The sequence below is a fragment of the Shewanella woodyi ATCC 51908 genome (genome assembly GCF_000019525.1).
Classification (GTDB): Bacteria; Pseudomonadota; Gammaproteobacteria; order Enterobacterales; family Shewanellaceae; genus Shewanella; species Shewanella woodyi.
Genome location: NC_010506.1, coordinates 218,505 through 238,043, shown reverse-complemented (window position 1 = coordinate 238,043; position 19,539 = coordinate 218,505). Strand labels below are relative to the sequence as shown.

Here is a 19,539-nt window from a genome sequence, read left to right as displayed (position 1 = left end):
GTCTTGATGCCTCTTACTAAGCTTTACTTATGAGCTGAAATGAGAGGTTGTTATGCCCCGTCCAAGAAGAAGTCAAATTAGTTTAGAAGATACACCTATGTATCATTGCTGCCAATTTATAGAGCCACCCACAATTAATGGCATGTCTTGATGCCTCTTACTAAGCTTTACTTATGAGCTGAAATGAGAGGTTGTTATGCCCCGTCCAAGAAGAAGTCAAATTAGTTTAGAAGATACACCTATGTATCATTGCTGCAGTCGTGTCACGAGAAGAGCATTCCTGTTTGGCGATGATGAACTCACTGGCAAGAACTATGACCACAGACGTGATTGGGTCGAATCTCAGTTGCTGAAGCTAGCAGTGGTCTTTGCTATCGATATCGCAGCCTATGCGGTGATGTCCAATCACTTACACTTGGTGCTGAGAGTCGATATCTATGAAGCGAATGCTTGGAGTGATAGGGAGGTGGTTGAGCATTGGCATAACTTGTTTAAAGGCACTGATATCACTCAAAAGTTTGCTAAAGGTGAAGTGATAGAAAGCTTTGAAGTTAATAGTTTAAAGCACTCTATAGCGCAATATCGAAGTCGATTGAGTGATATTAGTTGGTTTATGAGATGCTTAAATGAGCCTATTGCACGTATGGCGAATAAAGAAGACAAGTGCACGGGGCGGTTTTGGGAAGGACGATTTAAATCTCAAGCCCTGCTTGATGATGCGGCCGTATTGGCTTGCATGGCTTATGTTGACCTTAACCCCATCAGAGCCAAGATGGCTACAACCCCAGAAAACTCAAACTTCACCAGCATACAGCGACGTATAAAAGCGGCACTAAATGGCGAGCAGCCAACATCGTTACTGCCATTTGTGGGTAATGAACGTAACGAAATGCCAAAAGGACTGATGTTTAACGCTAAAGATTACCTGCAACTCGTTGATGATACAGGGCGTATTATTAGACAAGATAAACGTGGTGCCATTAGCCAAACTTCACAGCGAATACTCGATAGACTCAATATTCCTCAAGAGAACTGGCTAAAGCTCTCGACTGACTTTGGCGATTTATTTAAAGGAGCAGTAGGAACACTTCAAGAGTTAGATGCTTTTTGTGAACATCAAGAGAAAAAGCGCAGGCAAGGCGCTGCAAATTGTCATCGATGGCTAGACAGCGCTTAGCTATTACAGCTTATCTCTCTCCTTTTAGGTAAAGTTTTAGACAAAATATTACGTTTTACCAATCAAGCTCCTAGCTTGATGCTATGGCTGCCTACTTTTCAGTGAGTTGACCTATATTCCCTCTTTTAAATCAATTTCTATTAGCACTCAATCTGATAATTAAGGCAAGAAAGCGAAAAACTTAACTTTGATGAGTAAGAGCATCCATTTTGTGAGAATTATAAGGAATTAAAATGGGTGTCTTAATAAAGATTAGATGAGTAAGAGCATTCATTTTGTGAAAATTATAAGGAATTAAAATGGGTGTCTTAATTAAAGAGAAAAGTCCATGTACAGAAAAGCCCCGCTAGATAGCGAGGCTTTTAAAGTTAACTAAGCTGTAAATGGCTTAGTCTAGATAAGTATTAAGATACTTATCCTTTTGGATATACGTGTGCAACGCCTTTATGACAGTCGACACAGGTCTTACGCTTGTCAGGCTCTTTCTGGAAGTTACGCTCGTGCATTCTCTTCGCCATCTTCTTCATCGTTTCTGGCTGGTTTTCATAGATGCGAGTGTGACAGTGCTGACAGTTAGCAGAATCGGTATCTTTAAAGTACTTAAGTGCAAGATCTGCTTGCTCTTTACGGTTTTCGTCTAACCACTCTTGAGTGTTAAAACCGTCAATTGTTAAGTAACCATATAGATCTTTAGATACGATGATCTTCTTAACTAAATACTTAACTGGGTTATGTGGCAAGTGACAATCTTGACATTGTACCGTCACACCAGCACTTCCTCCGCCATGAGCAGATGCCAGCACTTCATCTTTCAAAGAGTGGTTGCTGTGGCAGCTCATACAGAACTCATCTGTACTTGTCGCATGTAAAGTTTGTTGTGTTGCAAAATAGCCAACGACACCAACAACAATACCGACCACTAACAGGGCGAATATTGAATATTTTGCGCTTGGCTTAAACAGTGCCCGTAAGTTCATCACTCTTCTCCAGAATTTGAATTATTATATCGAAACTTATTTTACTTCATCTCTTTAAGTCAGAATTATAAACCAGATCATGCTCATTAATCTGGCTGCAATAGTACAAAATGAGACCTAGCTCTAACTCTATTTTGATAAATATAAAAATTAGCACTCTGCTCAATTTATATTCACAATAGCTAAAGTTAATCTAACACCTTAAAATTCGCAAGGTTATAGCCTTAATAGTCTGATATAAAAGTATTTTAATCTTTTTTTAGCTATTTTTAGACCTTTTTCACCTCTCAAACACAACTCTATTTATTCAAAATTAAATTTTTTCACTTAACGTGAAACTTTTTCTGAACCACCTAGGTCTATTATCACTAAGGGTAAGGTAGTCATACATTCACGTAAGAGTTAAAGACGGAAAAATATGTCGAAGCAATTAGCACATTTGGTATTAATCATCTCTCTGGTCGGGCAGTTTCTGCTTACACCAGCGATGGCGATGCCGAGCTTATTGCATGCATACAGCCATGCTCAAATGAATGATGTGGAACATGACGCAGCTGGGGTTTCTACAATGATAGAGACGGCGGTTAAGAGTCAACTACTTCCCCCTCAATCGCCCCTACTAACAGGTCAATCAGACACCCTGGATAGTAGACAAAACTGCGATGCCATCGCTGGTATTCTAGTAAACGACAACTCAGACGTGAGCATAGATTGTGATGCTTTATGTGAGATGATGGGTGTTGGAGAGTGTGTTTCACACTGTGCCAATGCGACAGGTATCTTAATTCAAGCTAATTTTGCACTACAAGTCCCAGAGTCCAGTGCTTCTATTCAAGCAGGTTTCTGGTCAACACAAACAGCAGACCCCGCTCCTTTCAATCCCCCTCCCATTAGAACGGTATAGCTATACCTATATCAATTTAGCGCTGCCGCTGAGGTGAATTGCGCACAAAAATCAATTTTTAAATATTTTTAGCTTTAGGCAGAGAATAGCCAACGGTGTCAATTTAAGTCGTCCCTATATTGTTAGCTGACTTAATGACCTCACTACAAGGCCCTCTTACAACTTTCTATGTCTAAAGCGAGTTCTAAATGGAGTTCCACATGAAAACATTAATAACAGCTGTAGCCCTAACATTTGCTAGTTTCACCTCGCTTGCTGCGAGTGTTTCATTCCCTGAATCGATAGATGTCACAGGGGTGAATGGCAAGAGTCAATTAAACAATCATCAGATAGAGCTTACTAAAGGTGAAAACCTTATTGAGCTAAAGTACTACGATATCTTCGAAGCCAATGCCGATGACTCTGGCGCTTGGGTAAAATCTCAGCCTTTATATCTGTTAATTTCCGCAGAAACTCAGGATCAATATAATGCTTTAACTCCAAGGATTGATACAGAGGAGGAAGCTTACGACTTCATTAACAACCCTGTGCTCACTCTGAAAAATACAACAGGAAAAGAGAAAGAGGTCACTTTGTTAACCCATCACCAGCTTATGGCTAAACTTCTATTTGCTAAGCAGTAAACTTGTTTTGAAGCCGGTTGATACCTTCAACTGGCTTCTGCAAGTTTGACTCAATAAGCAATAGGTGAGTAGCCAGTACATCGACAGATAACACGCAAGCACTTAATATTAAGTAAAAATGTGAATTCAATCGATGTACTTATTAATACTCGTGATAAACTAGTCATAACTCATTATTGGAAGCTTTATGTTTACGTTTCTGCGCCGTCATACACTATTAGTCTTTACCCTGCTCGCAATGTTGAGCCAAGGGGTATTTGCTAGTGGCTCTATGATAGGTATGTCACCAACACATGAAGCTATGATGTCAGGTGCACACCATGGCCAGATGATGAGCATGAAAAATGGAGAGAGTTGCCACACAGAGCAAAAAATCACACCATCCCATTGCTGTGAACTTGAGCAAACTATGCTTCCCGGCGCTGCTCAAAACTGCTGTGACGGTGAGGGTTTATGTAAAGGTGATTGCAATCATTGCCTTGTTATCTCAATGACAGGCACTCTATTCAGTTCTAAATCTTGGTCAGGATTTAGTCCCTCTGAGTTCGTTATGGCCACTCAAATGCCTCATTTCCACTCTATATCTTTGCCTCAAGATATCAGACCTCCAATAGCATGATTTAGGTGGCTTTGCGCCCCTTGATTTTCACAGTCACATCGACTGCAACGCTATATTTTTAATAAATATTTTATCGATCTAATTGATAATATTGATAAACTCAGTAAACCGTATGCTATGCAGTTTGTACGGATATTCAGTTCATTAAACTATCAATTGTGATTGGCATAATACCGAATAGTATTAGCCCTTGCTCTTAAATAGCTCTCATACCTCAAGTAATCGCTTCAGGGTGAAGACTAACACGCAAGGGTCAAGACGGAGTTATTCAATGAAAACCCTTTTAAGTCTTATTTTATCAGCCTTTATCTTAATCTCAGCAGCGCCCTTGGCCACTGCCCATGAGCATTCACAACATAAAGCTGATGACCAACACCATCAGATGAAAGTAGATCACGCCTGCCCTATGCATGCAGAAGTCACAGGAAAGCAGGGAGATACTTGCCCGAAATGCGGCATGAATCTCACAAAAGTCCAAGGAAGTTCGGAGCAACATAAAAATTGTGCCTCTTGCCCAAAGCATAAAAATCATCAGCATAAGCATGACAAAACTGCTCATACTCACGCATGCCCCATGAATTCATCTATCACCGGAAAAGAGGGTGACACTTGCCCTAAATGCGGTATGAACTTGGAACCTATGCAGGCAAAAGCAGACAGCAAGTCAACGGGTCACCACAAGCACTAGTTTAGGCTGGAGATGAGGCATTATGAGTCAATTAGAGATGAACAATAAACGCAACAAATTAGCCTATCTGCTGAGCCTTTTTATGGTGGTCACTCCGCAGCTAGCCCACTCTCAATCGTTATTAGCGCAAACAGCGCCAGAGCCAAAACATGTAGCGCATAACCACAGTCATGGCTCAGCAACTTATGTGTGCCCTATGCACCCTAATGAAACCAGTCATGAAGCTGGCAGTCGCTGCTCCATCTGCAACATGTTCCTTGTGGAAGCTGAAGAGGAAGGGGAAAAGGGGTCACATGGTGATCACTTAGCCATGGAGCAGAAAGCCTATGTTTGCCCTATGCATCCAGATGAAACCAGTCATGAAGCTGGCAGTCGTTGCTCCATCTGCAACATGTTCCTTGTGGAAGATGAAGAGGAAGAGGAGAAGGGGTCACATGGTGATCACTTAGCCATGGAGCAGAAAACCTATGTTTGCCCTATGCATCCAGATGAAACCAGTCATGAAGCTGGCAGTCGTTGCTCCATCTGCAACATGTTCCTTGTGGAAGCTGAAGAGGAGGAGGAAAAGGGGGAGATAGATCACTCTAACCACGATATGAGTGCCATGCCTGCAGATGAACACTCAGGACATTCACACCAAGCAGCAAGCACTCCTGCAGATGCTGTATTTAATGCAGCAGAGCCTACGCCATTAAATGATGGCGGCAGTATCAAATATGTCTGTCCTATGCATGCACATATTATCAGCGATGTGCCAGGGACATGTCCTATCTGTGGCATGAACTTGGAAAAAGTTGAAGTAGGAGGCAGCAGTAAAGAGATACAGATAGATGTATCCGGTGGCATGCAGCAGGCACTCGCCCTGAAAGTCGCTAGAGTCGAGAAAGACACCCTATGGAAGTTTGTTCAAACCGTAGGTCAGGTTGATTACGATGAGAGCCAGATCAATCACATACATGCACGCGTCAATGGCTGGATTGAGAAGTTAACCATTACCTCTGTCGGTGACAAGATAACCAAAGGTCAGCTTCTCTATGAGATCTACTCCCCTGAGCTTATCAACGCACAGGATGATTTCCTGCTTGCTCAGGATACCGTCAAACGAGCGGGCAAAGATGCAAATTACCAAGATCTCGTCAGAAAAGCGGGGCTCAGATTGGAGCTTCTTGGGTTTCAACCTTATCAGATAAAAGCGTTAGCAAAATCGAAAAAAACCCAATACCGGGTCCCCTTTTACGCCAAGAGTGATGGCATAGTAAAAGCCTTAAATGTCAGAGATGGTATGTATATCCAACCCGCCACCGAAGTCATGTCCGTCGTCGACCTTTCTAAAGTTTGGGTTATTGCCGACGTGTTTGAAAATGAGCAGAGCTGGCTAGCTGTTGGACAAAAAGCGGAGATCTCCGTCCCAGCGATGGGAATTAAAGGTATCGAAGGTGAGATTGACTACATTTACCCCGAACTTGATCCCGTCACCCGTAGTTTAAGAGTTCGTATCGTAGTATCAAATACTGATATTGAGCTCAGACCCAATACTCTAGCTAAAATTGGGATCTTCGGCGGTCCCAATAAAGATGTGCTTGTGATACCTCAAGAGGCGCTGATCCAAACCGGCAAAGAGAATCGTGTCATCGTTAAACTCGAAGATAATAACTTTACCGCCCGCAAAGTGACTGTAGGTATGTTAAGCCAAGGGAAAGCTGAGATAAAAGAGGGGCTTGCTGAAAATGAGCGTGTCGTGACCTCTGGTCAGTTCCTGCTCGATTCAGAAGCCAGCCTAAAAGGCAGCTTAATGCGCCTTAGCAGCGGCCACCAGCACTAGGAGGCGAGATTATTATGCTTAAGAAAATCATTGAAGCCTCCATTAAACAGCGATTTATGGTGTTAATTATCACCATAATGATCACTGTTTGGGGCATACAGGAGCTAAGAAATACTCCACTTGATGCCCTGCCCGATCTCTCTGATGTACAGGTGATCATCAAGACCCCTTTCCCCGGGCAAGCACCTAAGCTGGTTGAGGAACAGGTTACCTATCCATTATCGACCGCCATGCTCGCGGTACCGGGAGCCAAAACCGTTCGCGGTTACTCCTTCTTCGGTGACTCCTATGTCTATGTTATCTTTGAAGATGGCACCGATATCTACTGGGCTCGCTCTCGAGTATTAGAGTATCTCAATCAAGTTAGTAGTCGCTTACCTCAAGGTGTACAACCGTCTTTAGGTCCTGATGCATCAGGTGTTGGCTGGATTTTTGAATATGCTCTGGTCGATCGCTCAGGTAATTTAGACCTTTCACAGCTCAAAAGTCTGCAAGATTGGTACCTCAAGCTTGAGCTTCAAACTGTCGCAGGGGTTTCAGAGGTTGCTACCGTTGGTGGCATGGAGCAGACCTATCAGATAGTGATAGAGCCAGATAAGCTAGCTATCTATAAGCTTGATATTGCATCCATAAAAAATGCCATAGCCAAATCCAATACTGAAGCTGGCGGCTCCGTGATAGAGATGGCGGAAGCTGAGTACATGGTGCGGGCCAAAGGGTACCGTCAAACCTTGGATGACTTCAGAGAGATCCCACTTGGGATAACCAGTCCATCTGGAACAGGCTTGTTACTCAAAGATGTCGCAACGGTGCGTAAAGGCCCTGCATCACGACGAGGTATCGCCGAGCTCGATGGTGAGGGAGAGGTTGTGGGTGGCATCATAGTGATGCGCTACGGTGAGAATGCGTTAGCTACAATAGAAGCGGTTAAGACTAAGCTTGAGCAATTAAAGTCTGGTTTACCGGAAGGGGTCGAGATCATCACGACCTATGACCGCTCTCAATTGATTGAAAGTTCAGTTGAAAACCTTTTCCACAAGGTCATCGAAGAGATGTTTGTTGTCGGTTTAGTCTGCCTGCTCTTTCTTTTGCATGCACGCTCAACCTTAGTCGCAGTGATCACGCTTCCTTTAGCTATCCTCATCGCCTTTATTGTGATGAATAAGATGGGGGTGAATGCCAACATCATGAGCTTAGGCGGTATCGCAATTGCCATCGGTGCCGTGGTCGATGGTGCGATTGTGATGATTGAGAACATGCATAAGCATCTGGAGCATTTCAGAGAGAAGAATAACCGCTCCCCTAATAATATTGAGCACTGGAAAATTGTTTCAGAGGCTTCTATTGAGGTGGGACCCGCCCTCTTCTTCTCCCTTGTGATTATTACTCTCAGCTTTGTGCCCGTATTTGCACTAGAAGCTCAAGAGGGTCGCCTGTTTAGCCCACTCGCTTACACTAAAACATTTGCAATGGCTGCGGCTGCAGTGCTTTCAATCACCTTAGTGCCGATTCTTATGGGATTCTTTATTAAGGGGAAAATACCAAAAGAGAGCAGTAACCCGATTAGCCGCTTCTTGATTGCTATCTATAAGCCTTCGCTTACATTGGTATTGAAGTTTCCTAAGATGACACTGGTTGTCGCCTTGATAGCCTTAATGAGTGCTTGGTACCCGCTAAGTAATATCGGCAGTGAGTTTATGCCTGAACTTGAGGAGGGAGATCTGCTCTATATGCCAACGGCTCTGCCGGGGATCAGTGCCAGTAAAGCAGCTGAAATTCTGCAGCAAACCGATCGTTTGATCAAAACCGTTCCTGAGGTTAAACGTGTTTTTGGTAAGGTCGGCCGCGCAGAAACAGCCACAGATCCTGCGCCATTAACTATGCTGGAAACCACCATCATGCTTAAACCACGGGATGAGTGGCGCGAAGGGTTCGAGCTTAAAGATATCATAGAGCAGCTACAGCAAACTGTAAAAGTACCAGGGCTGACTAATGCTTGGGTACAGCCCATTAAAACCCGAATCGATATGCTCTCTACAGGGATAAAAACCCCTGTAGGCATTAAGATCACAGGGGGGGATGTTGATGAACTGCAGAAGATAGGCACCAATATCGAAGCGATTTTAAGCAAACTTCCGCATACCAAATCAGCCTACGCTGAGCGTGTAGGTGGTGGACGCTATATTGATATCACACCTAAGTTAGATGTGGCCTCTCGCTACGACATGACCCTAACCGATATTCAAGATGTGGTGCGTTATGCCATTGGTGGTATGGATATCGGTGAGTCAGTTCAAGGCGCTGAGCGCTACCCCATAAACCTACGCTATCCGCGAGAGTTAAGGGATAATATCGAAAAGCTCAGAGAGCTACCTGTGATCACTAAAACAGGACATTACTTGCCTCTGCGCAATCTCGCTGATATCGAAATCACCGATGGTGCGCCCATGCTGAAAAGCGAAAATGGTCGCCTAATCTCATGGGTCTTTGTCGATATAGAGGGTACCTCTATTGGTGAGTATATCGAGCAAGCAAAAACTGCTCTGGACAGCGAGCTTGTCGTACCGCCAAGGTATAGCTACGTTTTTGCCGGTCAGTATGAGTATATGCAGCGGGTAGATGCCAAGTTACAAAAGGTGATCCCTATGGCGCTAGGCGTGATCTTTATCCTGCTGATGCTGACCTTTGGCTCGACGCTGCAGGCGACTATTATCATGATGAGCTTACCTTTTGCTTTAGTCGGCAGTACCTGGCTTCTCTATCTCTTAGAGTTCAACATGTCGGTTGCTGTTGCTGTGGGTATGATTGCACTAGCAGGTGTTGCCGCAGAGTTCGGGGTTGTGATGCTGGTCTACCTCAACAATGCCATTAAACATAGAAAAGAGAGTGGTGGTTATGAGGCTGTAAGCGATCTCAAAGAGGCGCTCATTGAAGGTGCTGTGATGCGGATCCGTCCTAAAGCGATGACAGTAGCGACCATCTTTTTCGGGCTCCTGCCCATCATGTGGGGGGCGGGTTCGGGCAACGATGTAATGCAGAAGATAGCAGCACCTATGGTTGGTGGTATGGTCACAGCACCACTGCTGTCACTGTTTGTACTACCTGCACTTTATCTGCTTATCTATTCACGTAAACTGAAGAAAGACTAGCAAATAGGTTATAGCAAAACAAAACGCCTGCTCACATGAGCAGGCGTTTTTACTTATGCGTTAGCACTACTCTATAAAGCTCACTACTCCACTGAGTTCAGAGTTATAACGGAGAAGAAACCACCTTGGGGGTCGCTAATCACACTAAAACGCCCCACCTCAGGTATATTGGTTGGAGGAACACAGATTTGGCCCCCTAGGCTTGTCGCCATCTCTGCAGTTTTATCGCAATCCTCAACCGCAAAATAGAGCATCCAATGGGCAGGCATCTCTCCCCACTCTTCGGTCATCTCCATCATGCCGCCAAAGGGAACATCTTCGACCAACCACTCGGTATAGGTAAAGTCTGGCATTGGATCTTGACGAGAATCCCAACCCAATGAGGAGCTATAAAATGTCTTAGCATCCTGACCATCTCGGCTTGCCAGCTCCACCCAACATAAACTGCCATTTTCACCATGACGTTTAGCACCAATATGATCACCAGCTTGCCAAATAGCAAACCTTGCTCCCTCAGGATCGCTTAACAGAGCCATCCGTCCAGCCGTGCCGACATCATGAGGGCCTAACTCTAAGTTGCCACCGTTTGAGATCACCGCAGCCACAGTAGCATCGACATTATCGACAGCAAAATAGACAGTCCAAGTAGTTGGTGCGCCTTGCTCTGACATGGTTTCCGGCATCTGGTAGGCGGCGCCAATATCTGAGCACTCTCCCTCAACCTCAAGGGCAAGCATAGAGTAGACCCCATTGGGGATTGGCATATCCTGCACCTTCCAGTCAAAGAGAGTGCTATAAAATTGTTTGCCAGCATGGGCGTCGCGACTTGCAAGCTCTATCCAGCAAGGTTGCCCATGAACGTATTGATTTACCTTCATTGCTCTATCCTCAGCGAAATGGTACCAATCGATATAAAATATGTGTGTTTTAATGTATTTAGTTAAGCTTGTTTTAGGTTTTCTGTCTATGCTAAATGAGATGGGGAGAATAATTCTCGATAGTGAGCAATATTAAAAGCAGGCCTAATGGCAAACCTAACAATCTCTCTCACTTGCTAGGTTTTAGAGAAATTAGGTTTTGAACAGAGGATAGATCATGGCACTGACACAAAGGCAAATTCAGCTAGTTCAACACTCGTTTAGCTTAGTTGAACCTATCTCTGAACAGGCAGCAGATCTTTTTTATGACTCGCTATTTAAGATAGATCCCTCTTTAAAGCCTCTGTTTAGAAACAACATAAAAGTGCAGGGGCGTAAACTCGTCGCCATGTTAAAAGCCGCTGTCGATGGCTTAGATGATCTCAATACTTTAGTTCCGGTTCTGCAACAACTCGCTCAGCGACATAACGCTTATGGAGTCAAAAAGAGTCACTTTACTCCTGTAGGTAATGCGCTGCTTTACACCCTAAAAACAGGATTAGGCAGCGAATACACAGATGAAGTTAGGCAAGCATGGATCATAGTCATACACATTGTTGCTGATACCATGAAACCTGAAATAGAGAACTAGAAGCTAAACATTAAAAACTAGGCTCACATTTTCACTAAGCTCAATCACAACCAGTCTCGAGTAATAAAAACGTACCCAAATCATCAAATTCTGTATATGGTATTGCATCAGGTAACCTGCTTTTTAACTAAGGTTACATCTAAATTGAACCCTACTTCGGCGTCGATTTTCGGGTGCTAGATAACTTTCACAACGAAGTTATCTATTAGCCAGATTAATTATTGAGGTTTGTTTTGTCGGCTTTTTACCACAGATGTCGCTTTCTATTTCTGCCACTCTTTGTTACAGCCCTGTCGCTGGCTATCTTTCAGTTTTCTCAACCCCGCTTAAATGCTTGGCACGAAACCATTGCGCAGCTCCCTTTTTGGCTGCTATCCATTAGCATATTGATAGCCATTCAATTTAACCGCAGCCGTTTAGCCTACCTTGCAGCGCTATTGCAAGCCTATTATCTATTTACTAGCTCCGCTCAATTTACTATTGAGGGGCTAGATAATTATTCAGAACAGCTTCTACTTGGCGGCGTTTTCACTATCACATGGTTTGCTTTCATTAAGGACAGAGGCCTTCTATCTCCCCACAGTCTAATACGTACTTTAGGCATTATACTCAGCTTCAGCGCTGCTTTTGGCTGGCAGTGGGCCAATGTAACTTTCGATAATGATCTTAAGCTCTACCTCCCCGAATTTATTACCATAGAGATCCGCACATTAATCCTACTTTCCCTATGTACGCTACTAGTATTTCTACGGGGGCTTTGGTTATCAAATCTAGTCAGTACCGCTATCGTCATTACTTTGCTCCTATGGGGTGTGAACTTTTTACTGCCAAACTATCTCCCAAGTGCAGTATCTCTTTCAATGTTAGCCATTATCTATCTGCTAACTGTACTGGCCGACTCCTATTTTCTTGCCTACCGTGATGAGTTAACAGGCTTAGCCTCTCGGCGAGCACTCTATAATTTAGTGCTCTCTTTAGGACGAAAATATACAGTTGCCATGCTGGATATCGATCACTTTAAAAAGTTTAACGACACCTATGGCCATGATGTTGGCGATCAAGTATTGAAGTTAGTCGCCAGTAAGATTGCAGAGGTCACTGGCGGTGGCAAGGCGTTTAGGTATGGTGGCGAGGAGTTCACTATAGTGTTCTCTCGCAAAGATCTCTCATCGGTATTACCTCACCTAGAGAAGGTGCGTAAAGAGATAGAGAAGTATGACATCGTACTGCGAGATGAGAAGCGTAAGAAACAAACAAAGGCAAAACGAAATAAAGCTCAGGAAAGAAACAGTAAACGAGTCGTCAATGTCACCATCTCCATCGGAGTCGCCGACCATCAACACCGCGAGAGTTTCGAGCAAACCATGAAAGAAGCCGATAAAGCCCTCTACCGCGCAAAGAAGAAAGGGCGTAACCAACTATCAGAGTAACCCTTCGATAAATACCGACAGTAAACACCAACAACACACGCAAAAAAGCCCAACCCCTGATCTTGAGGTTGGGGTATATCTTAAATTGAGTAGAAGTAATATATCTGTGACTTCATTCGGATAATAATGCCGCGGATCACGTCGAGAAAGCTCAGCAGTGCAGTGGGCTTTTCTGCAGATATCCAAGCTAGACCGACAGCCCCAACGGGGAGGTCATACTCCCCCTCCTCCAGCTTCAATCGAACAAAGTGATGCTTATTATTAAGGTTCTGTCCCGTCGTTTGGCGTACATTATCATCACGAGCCAATAAGCTTCCCTGAGCCTCACCAGTTGCCTCGACAATCCCTTCAACTTGAGCACGAAACACCTTACCGGGATAAACAGCAGAAGCGAACTCTGCACTTTGGCCCACCTTAACATTACGTATTGCCTGATGGTTTACCCGCATCAAGACGTATTTCTCATCCGTGTACATCGCAATACGTGGTACAAGCCCGACAAACTGCCCCTCTCGCATAATAAAATTTGTCAGATAGCCATCTGCTGGGGCATAAACCTTAGTGCTATCCAGATCCCATTGCGCCTTCGCTAATGTTTCAGCTTGGCCAGCTAGATCCGATTGACGACTGGCGACCGCAAGGTGTGCTTTCTCAATCTCAAGTCCCGCTTTATGCTCTGCAAACGTCGCTTTCTCGACACTGGCAACATAGCTTGCTAGCTGCGACTGAGCTAAAGCAACAGCCGTTTGTTGCTCATCTAACTGGCTCTTAGTGATAGTGTCAGGAACAACTCTATTTTGCTCAACATAGCGAGTCAGGGTCTTCTCCTTCCAGCTAAGATCTTTCTGTGCAGCCACTACCTGACTCTGACTAATCTTAGTATCAGCCAAGACACTCTGATGTTGCTTCATGGCAAGCTTTACATCTTCATTGGCAAGCTTTAATGCAACTTCAGCGGCATTGAGATCCACCTTGGCCTTATTTAACGCAATTTGATAGGGCTCATCATCAAGTTCGTACACAAGCTGCCCCTGCTCAATACGTTGATTTGGTTCGACATAGATATGTTTAACCGAACCTTTAATCTGACTCGATGCGGGGCGCAGTTGAATATGAGGAGATTGAACCAGTGAGCCTCCAGAGAGATCCATAGGGGTAAAGTTTAGTAGGCCGACCCAAACAAATAGCAGCCAACCTCCGCCACCGATATAGGCAAACGCCTTAGAAAATTTATTCCACGGCATACCCACTAAACGAAGCAGGTAGATAAATAGAGCCCAAACAGCCAAGCCTTCAAGCATTATTGGTAACCTCTCTATCTGACTGAGGAGCCTCTAGGGATTGCTGGGCTGAGTTGTCTGGTTGTTCATGCCAAATATCTCTTAACTTTCTTAGTGCTTTCTCACCATCGACAAATGCAACAAATACGGCTAACACCCATACCCAATGCCACACAAAACCAATCCATGTGAGTGCAGTGATAAGCCCTATCTGATGATGCTCCTCTTTATGCGCCTTATTGATAGGCATCTCATGTATCTTCCAAAACCCAACTGCAACGGCAGACACTGTGACGACCATCACAACCAAGGCAACAACATGAAGTGCTGTATCTGCCCCCGTATCGACAAACGGCATACCCAGTAAACTCATGAAAATGGCCTCCTATAAACTTAAAAACCTATTGTCTGACCTTTATCCATAAACGAGCAATAGATTGAGGCCAAACATATCAAGTTTACACCATTTATGATTAAATCAGCCTTCAGCTATTGGAAGACCTGCCTATGAAATTTAACACTTCATTTATTCGAGTTTGTTACTTAAAGCCTGTATTTGATGGAATGCAGCAGATATTTGGGATCGGTTATCGGGATCTCAATATCCCTCAAACCTTAATGCAGGAGCCTATGGCTCTTATCCCTTTTACTCAAGTCGGCCACTGGTTAACAGAGCTTGCAGAACTTAGCCAAGATCCCTGTTATATGGTCAAACTCAGTGAGTATTTGCATTTTAATAGGCTAGAGATCACGGGAATTGATCCACTCGCAACCCCAGATGTAGCGATGAGCATACGTAGGATCAACTACGGAGTCGTCAGCCTGCACTCCGGAGCCAGTTACTATGTGAGCCAATCGGCCAAAATTATGAAATGGTGCTATAAAAACCCCTATGTTTTTAAGCAACAAAAGAGTCTAGACTCCCTCAGAGTTGCGATCACTTTACTTAATGCTCAGCGCCATTTTTTAGGCAAAGATTATCGCCCAATTCGGGTACAACTCAGTGGTTCAGCAATAGGTCATGAGCAAGTATCGGAGCTATTTGGCTCTCCGGTAGTTTGGAATGCAGCCCAAACTGAGATCTGGTTTGATATTGATGAGATGGTGCACTCAATCAGTCCAGATCAGGAGTTTAATGCTCCTGTCACCATGCCAAGATCCCTGTTTGAGAAATACCTCAACATGCCTCAGCCCCATGATGCACCTAAAGTGCTTTTTGAGATGATCAACTACTCACGTTTTTATGGTCTGCCTAAGGTGAAAGCGGTCGCTAAGCTTTTTAATATCTCCGAACAGCAGCTACAACGACGTTTACAGTATTTAGGTCTCAGCTTCTCGACCATAAGTAATTATATTATTAGTAATCAGGCAATTAAGTATATGTTGGACGGCAAGGAGATAGATGAGATTGCCAGCTTATTAGGTTACGCCAATCAACAGAGTTTTAGCCGAGCCTTCAAACGCTTGAGAAGGTGCACTCCACAGCAATATCTCGACAGACTTAATCTAAAGAAATAGAAACAAAAAAGCCCTCAGAAGAGGGCTTTCAGACTGAATCTTTACCTTACCCGTATACAGGCAGTAGATCCGCCATCGCTAATAAATGACAGGCTCCGGTAATAATACCGAACAACATTACGATGACAATCACCGCATTACCGCCAGGAACTTTAAAACCGGTCGAATTAGGAAACTTCTTTCTAATCTTGTACACCATCATTGCTGGTACAATCGCAGTCCAAACTGTCGCCGCAAGTGCTGCAAAACCGATGGCAACCAAGAAGCCATTCGGGAAAAGTAATCCAAGCACTGTCGGTGGTAGGAAGGTCACTGCGGCCGTTTTAAAGCGTCCACCTCTGGATTCATCGAAGCCAAAAAGATCGGCCAGAAAATCAAACAAACCTAAGGTAACCCCTAGGAACGAAGAAGCAACGGCTAGATTTGCAAAAATCGTTAACATGGTAGTTAACCAGCTACTGCTCATCACATCAGACAGAGCCGAAACCAAGACCCCCATATTACCGCCTTGGGCGATAATATTAACGAAGTCACCACGGGCAATATTCCCCATGGTAGCCACTAACCAGCAGACATAGATAACAAATGCGATCAAGGTGCCGATCAGTATCGCCTTGATGATCGTATTAGGCTTTTTGCCGTAATACTTAACCAGGCTCGGCACATTACCGTGATAGCCAAAACTCACAAGACCAAAGGGCAGTGCAGCTAAAATGTAAGGTAGATAAGTGTCCTCGCCATTAGGTGCAAACAACTTCACTGTATCGATATCGATCAGCAGATCACCGATTGCAAGGAAGAAGGTGATGATCATCCCCCCGAGCATGATCGTGGTGATCCTATCGACAGCCTTAGTGCTGATAAAAACAATAAACGCCAAACCTAAGGCGAAAACTAAGCCAGCAAGGCTTTGAGGCAACTCGATACCTGACACTTGCAGACTATGGTTAACGACAGAGCCACCGCCACTGATATAGGCATAGGCTAAAATATAGAGCACAAAGGCGATAGATAAGCCGTTCACTATTCGCCAAAACTGACCTAAAGTTTCACGCGTCAAGGTATCAAAACTCGAGCCAGGCTCGAAATGAAGGTTGGTTTCAAGTAGTAGTAAGCCGGAAACCAGCATACAGAACCAGACACCTAACATCATTAGAATTGAATAGCTAAACCACATACCGGCACCAACAACAGGCAGGGAAAACATTCCTGCACCAACCGCTGTACCCGCAACTATCATCGCTCCGCCAAGCAGAGACTTACCCGCAGCCTTATCTTTGGCTGCATTCATATGATTGGCCATATAACCCTAACTCTCCAAATCTGAACTATGGCCAATGATTGCCAATATAATAAAACCGCTTTCAAGATGATGAGGCCGATTTACGGCCCCATACTCACTGTTAATTATCAAGCAGAGCGCTCCGCTGCAACACTATCGACTATGGTCTGCCTAACAGAAGACCTCAATAAGCCATTGGCTGACGCACGAACTCTCTCAACATCGGCTTTATTACCGTTATCTTTGAGGTAACCTAGATCTTTAAGCTTCACACTCAAGGTTCTATAAAGATTCTTATCATAGAACTCAGGTGCGGTAATGCCATGAAGGGCACCTAAACGCTTCGCCAATTTATGACTTTCAGCCTCTAGATCTGAACGCTCCATCTCTGGGAAATCGGCTAACAGATTAAAGATGATGGCGTAACGCTGCAACGTCTCACTCACAGTGCCAGCAAGCAGCAATAACTGATTAATGCTGGTCTCAACCACACTGAAACCAGTATCTTCACGGATCAACTGCTGCTCAATAAACAGATCTAATATCTGCTCGACTAACTTATCGGTATCTTCAACACCCATAAACAGCTCAGCTTCAAGCAGAGGATAGAAGTCGGCAATAATCGCTTTGATCTCATCTCTGGTGATCCGCTCATGTTGAGTCAAACAGCTAGCAACCAGTGAAGGAATAATCATTAAGTGAATAATGTTATTACGGTAATAGGTCATCGCAATGGAGATACTCTCATCAATGGAGACGATATCACCCAGTGGGTCGCTATCTAACTGTAGTTTCTTCAGCTCTAAGCCTTGAGTGACTAGCTGCTTGCCATCACCTTCTACAACAGATGTGTATGAGGTATAAGGTAGATCTTTTAGCAACTTAAGATAGAGATCCAGCTGCTTCTCAAGCTGAGTTCTCTCGAGAGCATTTTGCTCTGACGCCAGCAGAACTAAGCTAGTCAAGGTGACTGAGCTCACCGCCGCAGCGTCATTGATATTGGTCATGACTTGATTCGCAAGAGTGTTAACCACAGGGGTCAACCATGTTGGCTTCTGCTCAGGGTCGCTCGCGATCTCCTCACGCCAATCAGGAACCTGCTCATTTAGAAAACTATGCAAGGTGATAGGCTTACCAAAGTTCACATAGCCTTGACCAAAGTTTCCTAGCTTACGCAAAGCACCAAAAACCTGCCAAACCGACTCTTTCTTTTTCTTCTTACCACTTAATTCTTTATGGTAAGTCGCCACTTCCATTACATGATCGTAACCAAGGTAGACAGGCACCAAAGTCACTGGGCGCTCCATTCCACGAAGTACACTGTTAAGCGTCATCGCGATCATACCGGTTTTAGGTGCCAATAGGCGTCCGGTTCTTGAACGTCCACCTTCGGTGAAGTACTCGACCGAGTAACCTTTAGTGAAAAGTTGATCCAGATATTCGCGAAACACAGCGGTATACAGTTTATTACCTCTGAAACTACGGCGAATAAAGAAGGCACCACCACGGCGGAACATAGGGCCTGCAGGCCAGAAATTCAGGTTGATCCCCGCTGCAATGTGAGGCGGAACCATACCTTGGTAATAGAGAATATAGGAGAGCAGCAGATAATCCATATGGCTTCTGTGACAAGGCACGTAGATGATCTCATGGCCATCATGGTGTAGCTGACGGATCTGTTCAGCTCCCTTAATATTGATACCTTTGTAAAGCTTATTCCACAACCAGGTCAGGAAGCGCTCAGCAATACGCACTAAGCTGTCTGAGTAATCCGCAGCAATCTCATCCAGATACTCCATCGCCTTCGCTCTGGCTTCAACCTCTGAAATCTTCTTGCTCGTCGCCTCCTCCTGAATCGCTCTCTTTAAACTTTCTGAGTTAATCAAGGCATGGAAAAGGGCCTGCCTCTTAGGTAAAACTGGGCCTGTCATCACCTTTCGCTGACGGCTAAAGTGCACTCGGGCTACGCGGGCAAGTTTATGTGCGATACGCTTATCAGTGCCATGCTCATCGGCCATATAACGTATCGAGACCGAATTGGAGAATTGAACAAAGTTATGTCGGCCTAAAAATAGGATCATCAAACATTTACGCAACCAAGTTGGATTCTCACGCTCAAGCACAGCGGCTTTCATCGTGTCATCCTCTTTACCTGGCGTTCTTCCCCAATAGAGACTCACAGGTACCAGTTGAATATCGAGATCTGGACTCTCTTTATGTGCCTTTAACAGATCCATAAAGCTACTTAGGAAGAACTCATTACTCTCCCTTTTCCCCATAAGAGGCTTAGCCCCCTCTAGGCATACCACTCTAGGCGTTGACCGCCCTTCAACCTCTAATGGCTCATAAGGGCTAGGTAAACCTAGCTCTCCCGTGATCTCACTGAGAGCTGCGATGTCACTGAGAGATTCAGTCTTCATCACATAAACGAGCGGTTTCTCAGGATCTAGATTTAGATCCTTAAACGGTTCTTGCGGCACAACAATAGTATGCACCAACTTTTTCTGAAGCCAGCGCAGTGATTTAAACCAAAGGGAGTCTTGTTTGGACATTATTCTTAT

The 19,539-nt window shown here is 44.4% G+C and carries 16 protein-coding genes; 10 read left to right on the top strand and 6 right to left on the bottom strand.

The features are described 5' to 3' along the window. The first annotated feature begins 196 nt into the window (after positions 1-196). A complete protein-coding gene (locus SWOO_RS01005; RefSeq protein WP_012322846.1) occupies positions 197-1,177 on the top strand; it encodes a transposase in 981 nt (326 codons plus the stop codon). Between the two features lie 413 nt (positions 1,178-1,590). On the opposite strand, the gene SWOO_RS01000 is transcribed toward SWOO_RS01005, so the two are convergent. Further along, a complete protein-coding gene (locus tag SWOO_RS01000; protein WP_012322845.1) occupies positions 1,591-2,154 on the bottom strand; it encodes a NapC/NirT family cytochrome c in 564 nt (187 codons plus the stop codon). 418 nt (positions 2,155-2,572) lie between these two features. Between SWOO_RS01000 and SWOO_RS00995 the strand changes: the two genes are divergently transcribed. The 6 genes from SWOO_RS00995 (at position 2,573) to SWOO_RS00970 (ending at position 9,959) form a co-directional block, all read left to right on the top strand. Next, positions 2,573-3,058 (top strand): hypothetical protein, encoded by a 486-nt coding sequence (locus tag SWOO_RS00995; protein ID WP_012322844.1) that lies wholly within the window; start codon positions 2,573-2,575, stop codon positions 3,056-3,058. A 200-nt stretch (positions 3,059-3,258) separates the two neighbouring features. Continuing rightward, complete coding sequence (locus tag SWOO_RS00990; RefSeq protein WP_012322843.1) at positions 3,259-3,681, top strand: DUF2057 family protein; 423 nt, start codon at positions 3,259-3,261, stop codon at positions 3,679-3,681. Between the two features lie 187 nt (positions 3,682-3,868). After that, positions 3,869-4,300 carry a hypothetical protein gene (locus SWOO_RS00985; protein ID WP_012322842.1) on the top strand — a complete coding sequence of 144 codons (432 nt, stop codon included), beginning with the start codon at positions 3,869-3,871 and terminating at the stop codon, positions 4,298-4,300. Positions 4,301-4,571: 271 nt separating this feature from the next. Beyond that, complete coding sequence (locus SWOO_RS00980) at positions 4,572-4,988, top strand: heavy metal-binding domain-containing protein (protein ID WP_012322841.1); 417 nt, start codon at positions 4,572-4,574, stop codon at positions 4,986-4,988. A gap of 22 nt (positions 4,989-5,010) precedes the next feature. After that, complete coding sequence (locus tag SWOO_RS00975; protein ID WP_012322840.1) at positions 5,011-6,810, top strand: efflux RND transporter periplasmic adaptor subunit; 1,800 nt, start codon at positions 5,011-5,013, stop codon at positions 6,808-6,810. A gap of 14 nt (positions 6,811-6,824) precedes the next feature. Then, entirely contained in the window at positions 6,825-9,959 is a 3,135-nt protein-coding gene (locus SWOO_RS00970) for an efflux RND transporter permease subunit (RefSeq protein WP_012322839.1), read from the top strand. 83 nt (positions 9,960-10,042) lie between these two features. On the opposite strand, the gene SWOO_RS00965 is transcribed toward SWOO_RS00970, so the two are convergent. Then, entirely contained in the window at positions 10,043-10,837 is a 795-nt protein-coding gene (locus SWOO_RS00965; protein WP_012322838.1) for a VOC family protein, read from the bottom strand. 217 nt (positions 10,838-11,054) lie between these two features. Here SWOO_RS00965 and SWOO_RS00960 point away from each other — a divergent pair, with 217 nt between their 5' ends. Both SWOO_RS00960 and SWOO_RS00955 read left to right on the top strand, forming a co-directional pair. Beyond that, entirely contained in the window at positions 11,055-11,468 is a 414-nt protein-coding gene (locus SWOO_RS00960) for a globin family protein (RefSeq protein ID WP_012322837.1), read from the top strand. Positions 11,469-11,701: 233 nt separating this feature from the next. Then, positions 11,702-12,898 carry a GGDEF domain-containing protein gene (locus SWOO_RS00955; RefSeq protein ID WP_012322836.1) on the top strand — a complete coding sequence of 399 codons (1,197 nt, stop codon included), beginning with the start codon at positions 11,702-11,704 and terminating at the stop codon, positions 12,896-12,898. Between the two features lie 80 nt (positions 12,899-12,978). On the opposite strand, the gene SWOO_RS00950 is transcribed toward SWOO_RS00955, so the two are convergent. Both SWOO_RS00950 and SWOO_RS00945 read right to left on the bottom strand, forming a co-directional pair. Beyond that, the gene (locus SWOO_RS00950) at positions 12,979-14,199 is read right to left on the bottom strand and encodes an HlyD family secretion protein (RefSeq protein WP_012322835.1); all 1,221 of its coding nucleotides are present in this window, start codon (positions 14,197-14,199) and stop codon (positions 12,979-12,981) included. Then, positions 14,192-14,551 carry a hypothetical protein gene (locus SWOO_RS00945; protein WP_012322834.1) on the bottom strand — a complete coding sequence of 120 codons (360 nt, stop codon included), beginning with the start codon at positions 14,549-14,551 and terminating at the stop codon, positions 14,192-14,194. The genes SWOO_RS00950 and SWOO_RS00945 overlap by 8 nt, the downstream gene beginning before the upstream one ends. Before the next feature lie 134 nt (positions 14,552-14,685). On the opposite strand from SWOO_RS00945, the gene SWOO_RS00940 reads away from it, so the two are divergent. Next, the gene (locus SWOO_RS00940; RefSeq protein WP_012322833.1) at positions 14,686-15,696 is read left to right on the top strand and encodes an AraC family transcriptional regulator; all 1,011 of its coding nucleotides are present in this window, start codon (positions 14,686-14,688) and stop codon (positions 15,694-15,696) included. A gap of 46 nt (positions 15,697-15,742) precedes the next feature. Here SWOO_RS00940 and mtr read toward each other — a convergent pair whose 3' ends face one another. Together mtr and plsB are read right to left on the bottom strand one after the other, a co-directional pair. Continuing rightward, positions 15,743-16,999, bottom strand: a complete 1,257-nt coding sequence (mtr, locus tag SWOO_RS00935; protein ID WP_012322832.1) for a tryptophan permease — start codon at positions 16,997-16,999, stop codon at positions 15,743-15,745. Between the two features lie 107 nt (positions 17,000-17,106). Further along, positions 17,107-19,530 carry a glycerol-3-phosphate 1-O-acyltransferase PlsB gene (gene plsB, locus SWOO_RS00930; protein WP_012322831.1) on the bottom strand — a complete coding sequence of 808 codons (2,424 nt, stop codon included), beginning with the start codon at positions 19,528-19,530 and terminating at the stop codon, positions 17,107-17,109. Positions 19,531-19,539 lie beyond the last annotated feature (9 nt).

Excerpts from the sequence above, each read along its gene's own strand:
- SWOO_RS01005 (WP_012322846.1), top strand. The coding sequence starts at position 197 with ATGCCCCGTCCAAGAAGAAGTCAAATTAGTTTAGAAGATACACCTATG.
- SWOO_RS01000 (WP_012322845.1), bottom strand. The coding sequence starts at position 2,154 with ATGAACTTACGGGCACTGTTTAAGCCAAGCGCAAAATATTCAATATTC.
- SWOO_RS00995 (WP_012322844.1), top strand. The coding sequence starts at position 2,573 with ATGTCGAAGCAATTAGCACATTTGGTATTAATCATCTCTCTGGTCGGG.
- SWOO_RS00990 (WP_012322843.1), top strand. The coding sequence starts at position 3,259 with ATGAAAACATTAATAACAGCTGTAGCCCTAACATTTGCTAGTTTCACC.
- SWOO_RS00985 (WP_012322842.1), top strand. The coding sequence starts at position 3,869 with ATGTTTACGTTTCTGCGCCGTCATACACTATTAGTCTTTACCCTGCTC.
- SWOO_RS00980 (WP_012322841.1), top strand. The coding sequence starts at position 4,572 with ATGAAAACCCTTTTAAGTCTTATTTTATCAGCCTTTATCTTAATCTCA.
- SWOO_RS00975 (WP_012322840.1), top strand. The coding sequence starts at position 5,011 with ATGAGTCAATTAGAGATGAACAATAAACGCAACAAATTAGCCTATCTG.
- SWOO_RS00970 (WP_012322839.1), top strand. The coding sequence starts at position 6,825 with ATGCTTAAGAAAATCATTGAAGCCTCCATTAAACAGCGATTTATGGTG.
- SWOO_RS00965 (WP_012322838.1), bottom strand. The coding sequence starts at position 10,837 with ATGAAGGTAAATCAATACGTTCATGGGCAACCTTGCTGGATAGAGCTT.
- SWOO_RS00960 (WP_012322837.1), top strand. The coding sequence starts at position 11,055 with ATGGCACTGACACAAAGGCAAATTCAGCTAGTTCAACACTCGTTTAGC.
- SWOO_RS00950 (WP_012322835.1), bottom strand. The coding sequence starts at position 14,199 with ATGCTTGAAGGCTTGGCTGTTTGGGCTCTATTTATCTACCTGCTTCGT.
- SWOO_RS00945 (WP_012322834.1), bottom strand. The coding sequence starts at position 14,551 with ATGAGTTTACTGGGTATGCCGTTTGTCGATACGGGGGCAGATACAGCA.
- SWOO_RS00940 (WP_012322833.1), top strand. The coding sequence starts at position 14,686 with ATGAAATTTAACACTTCATTTATTCGAGTTTGTTACTTAAAGCCTGTA.
- mtr (WP_012322832.1), bottom strand. The coding sequence starts at position 16,999 with ATGGCCAATCATATGAATGCAGCCAAAGATAAGGCTGCGGGTAAGTCT.
- plsB (WP_012322831.1), bottom strand. The coding sequence starts at position 19,530 with ATGTCCAAACAAGACTCCCTTTGGTTTAAATCACTGCGCTGGCTTCAG.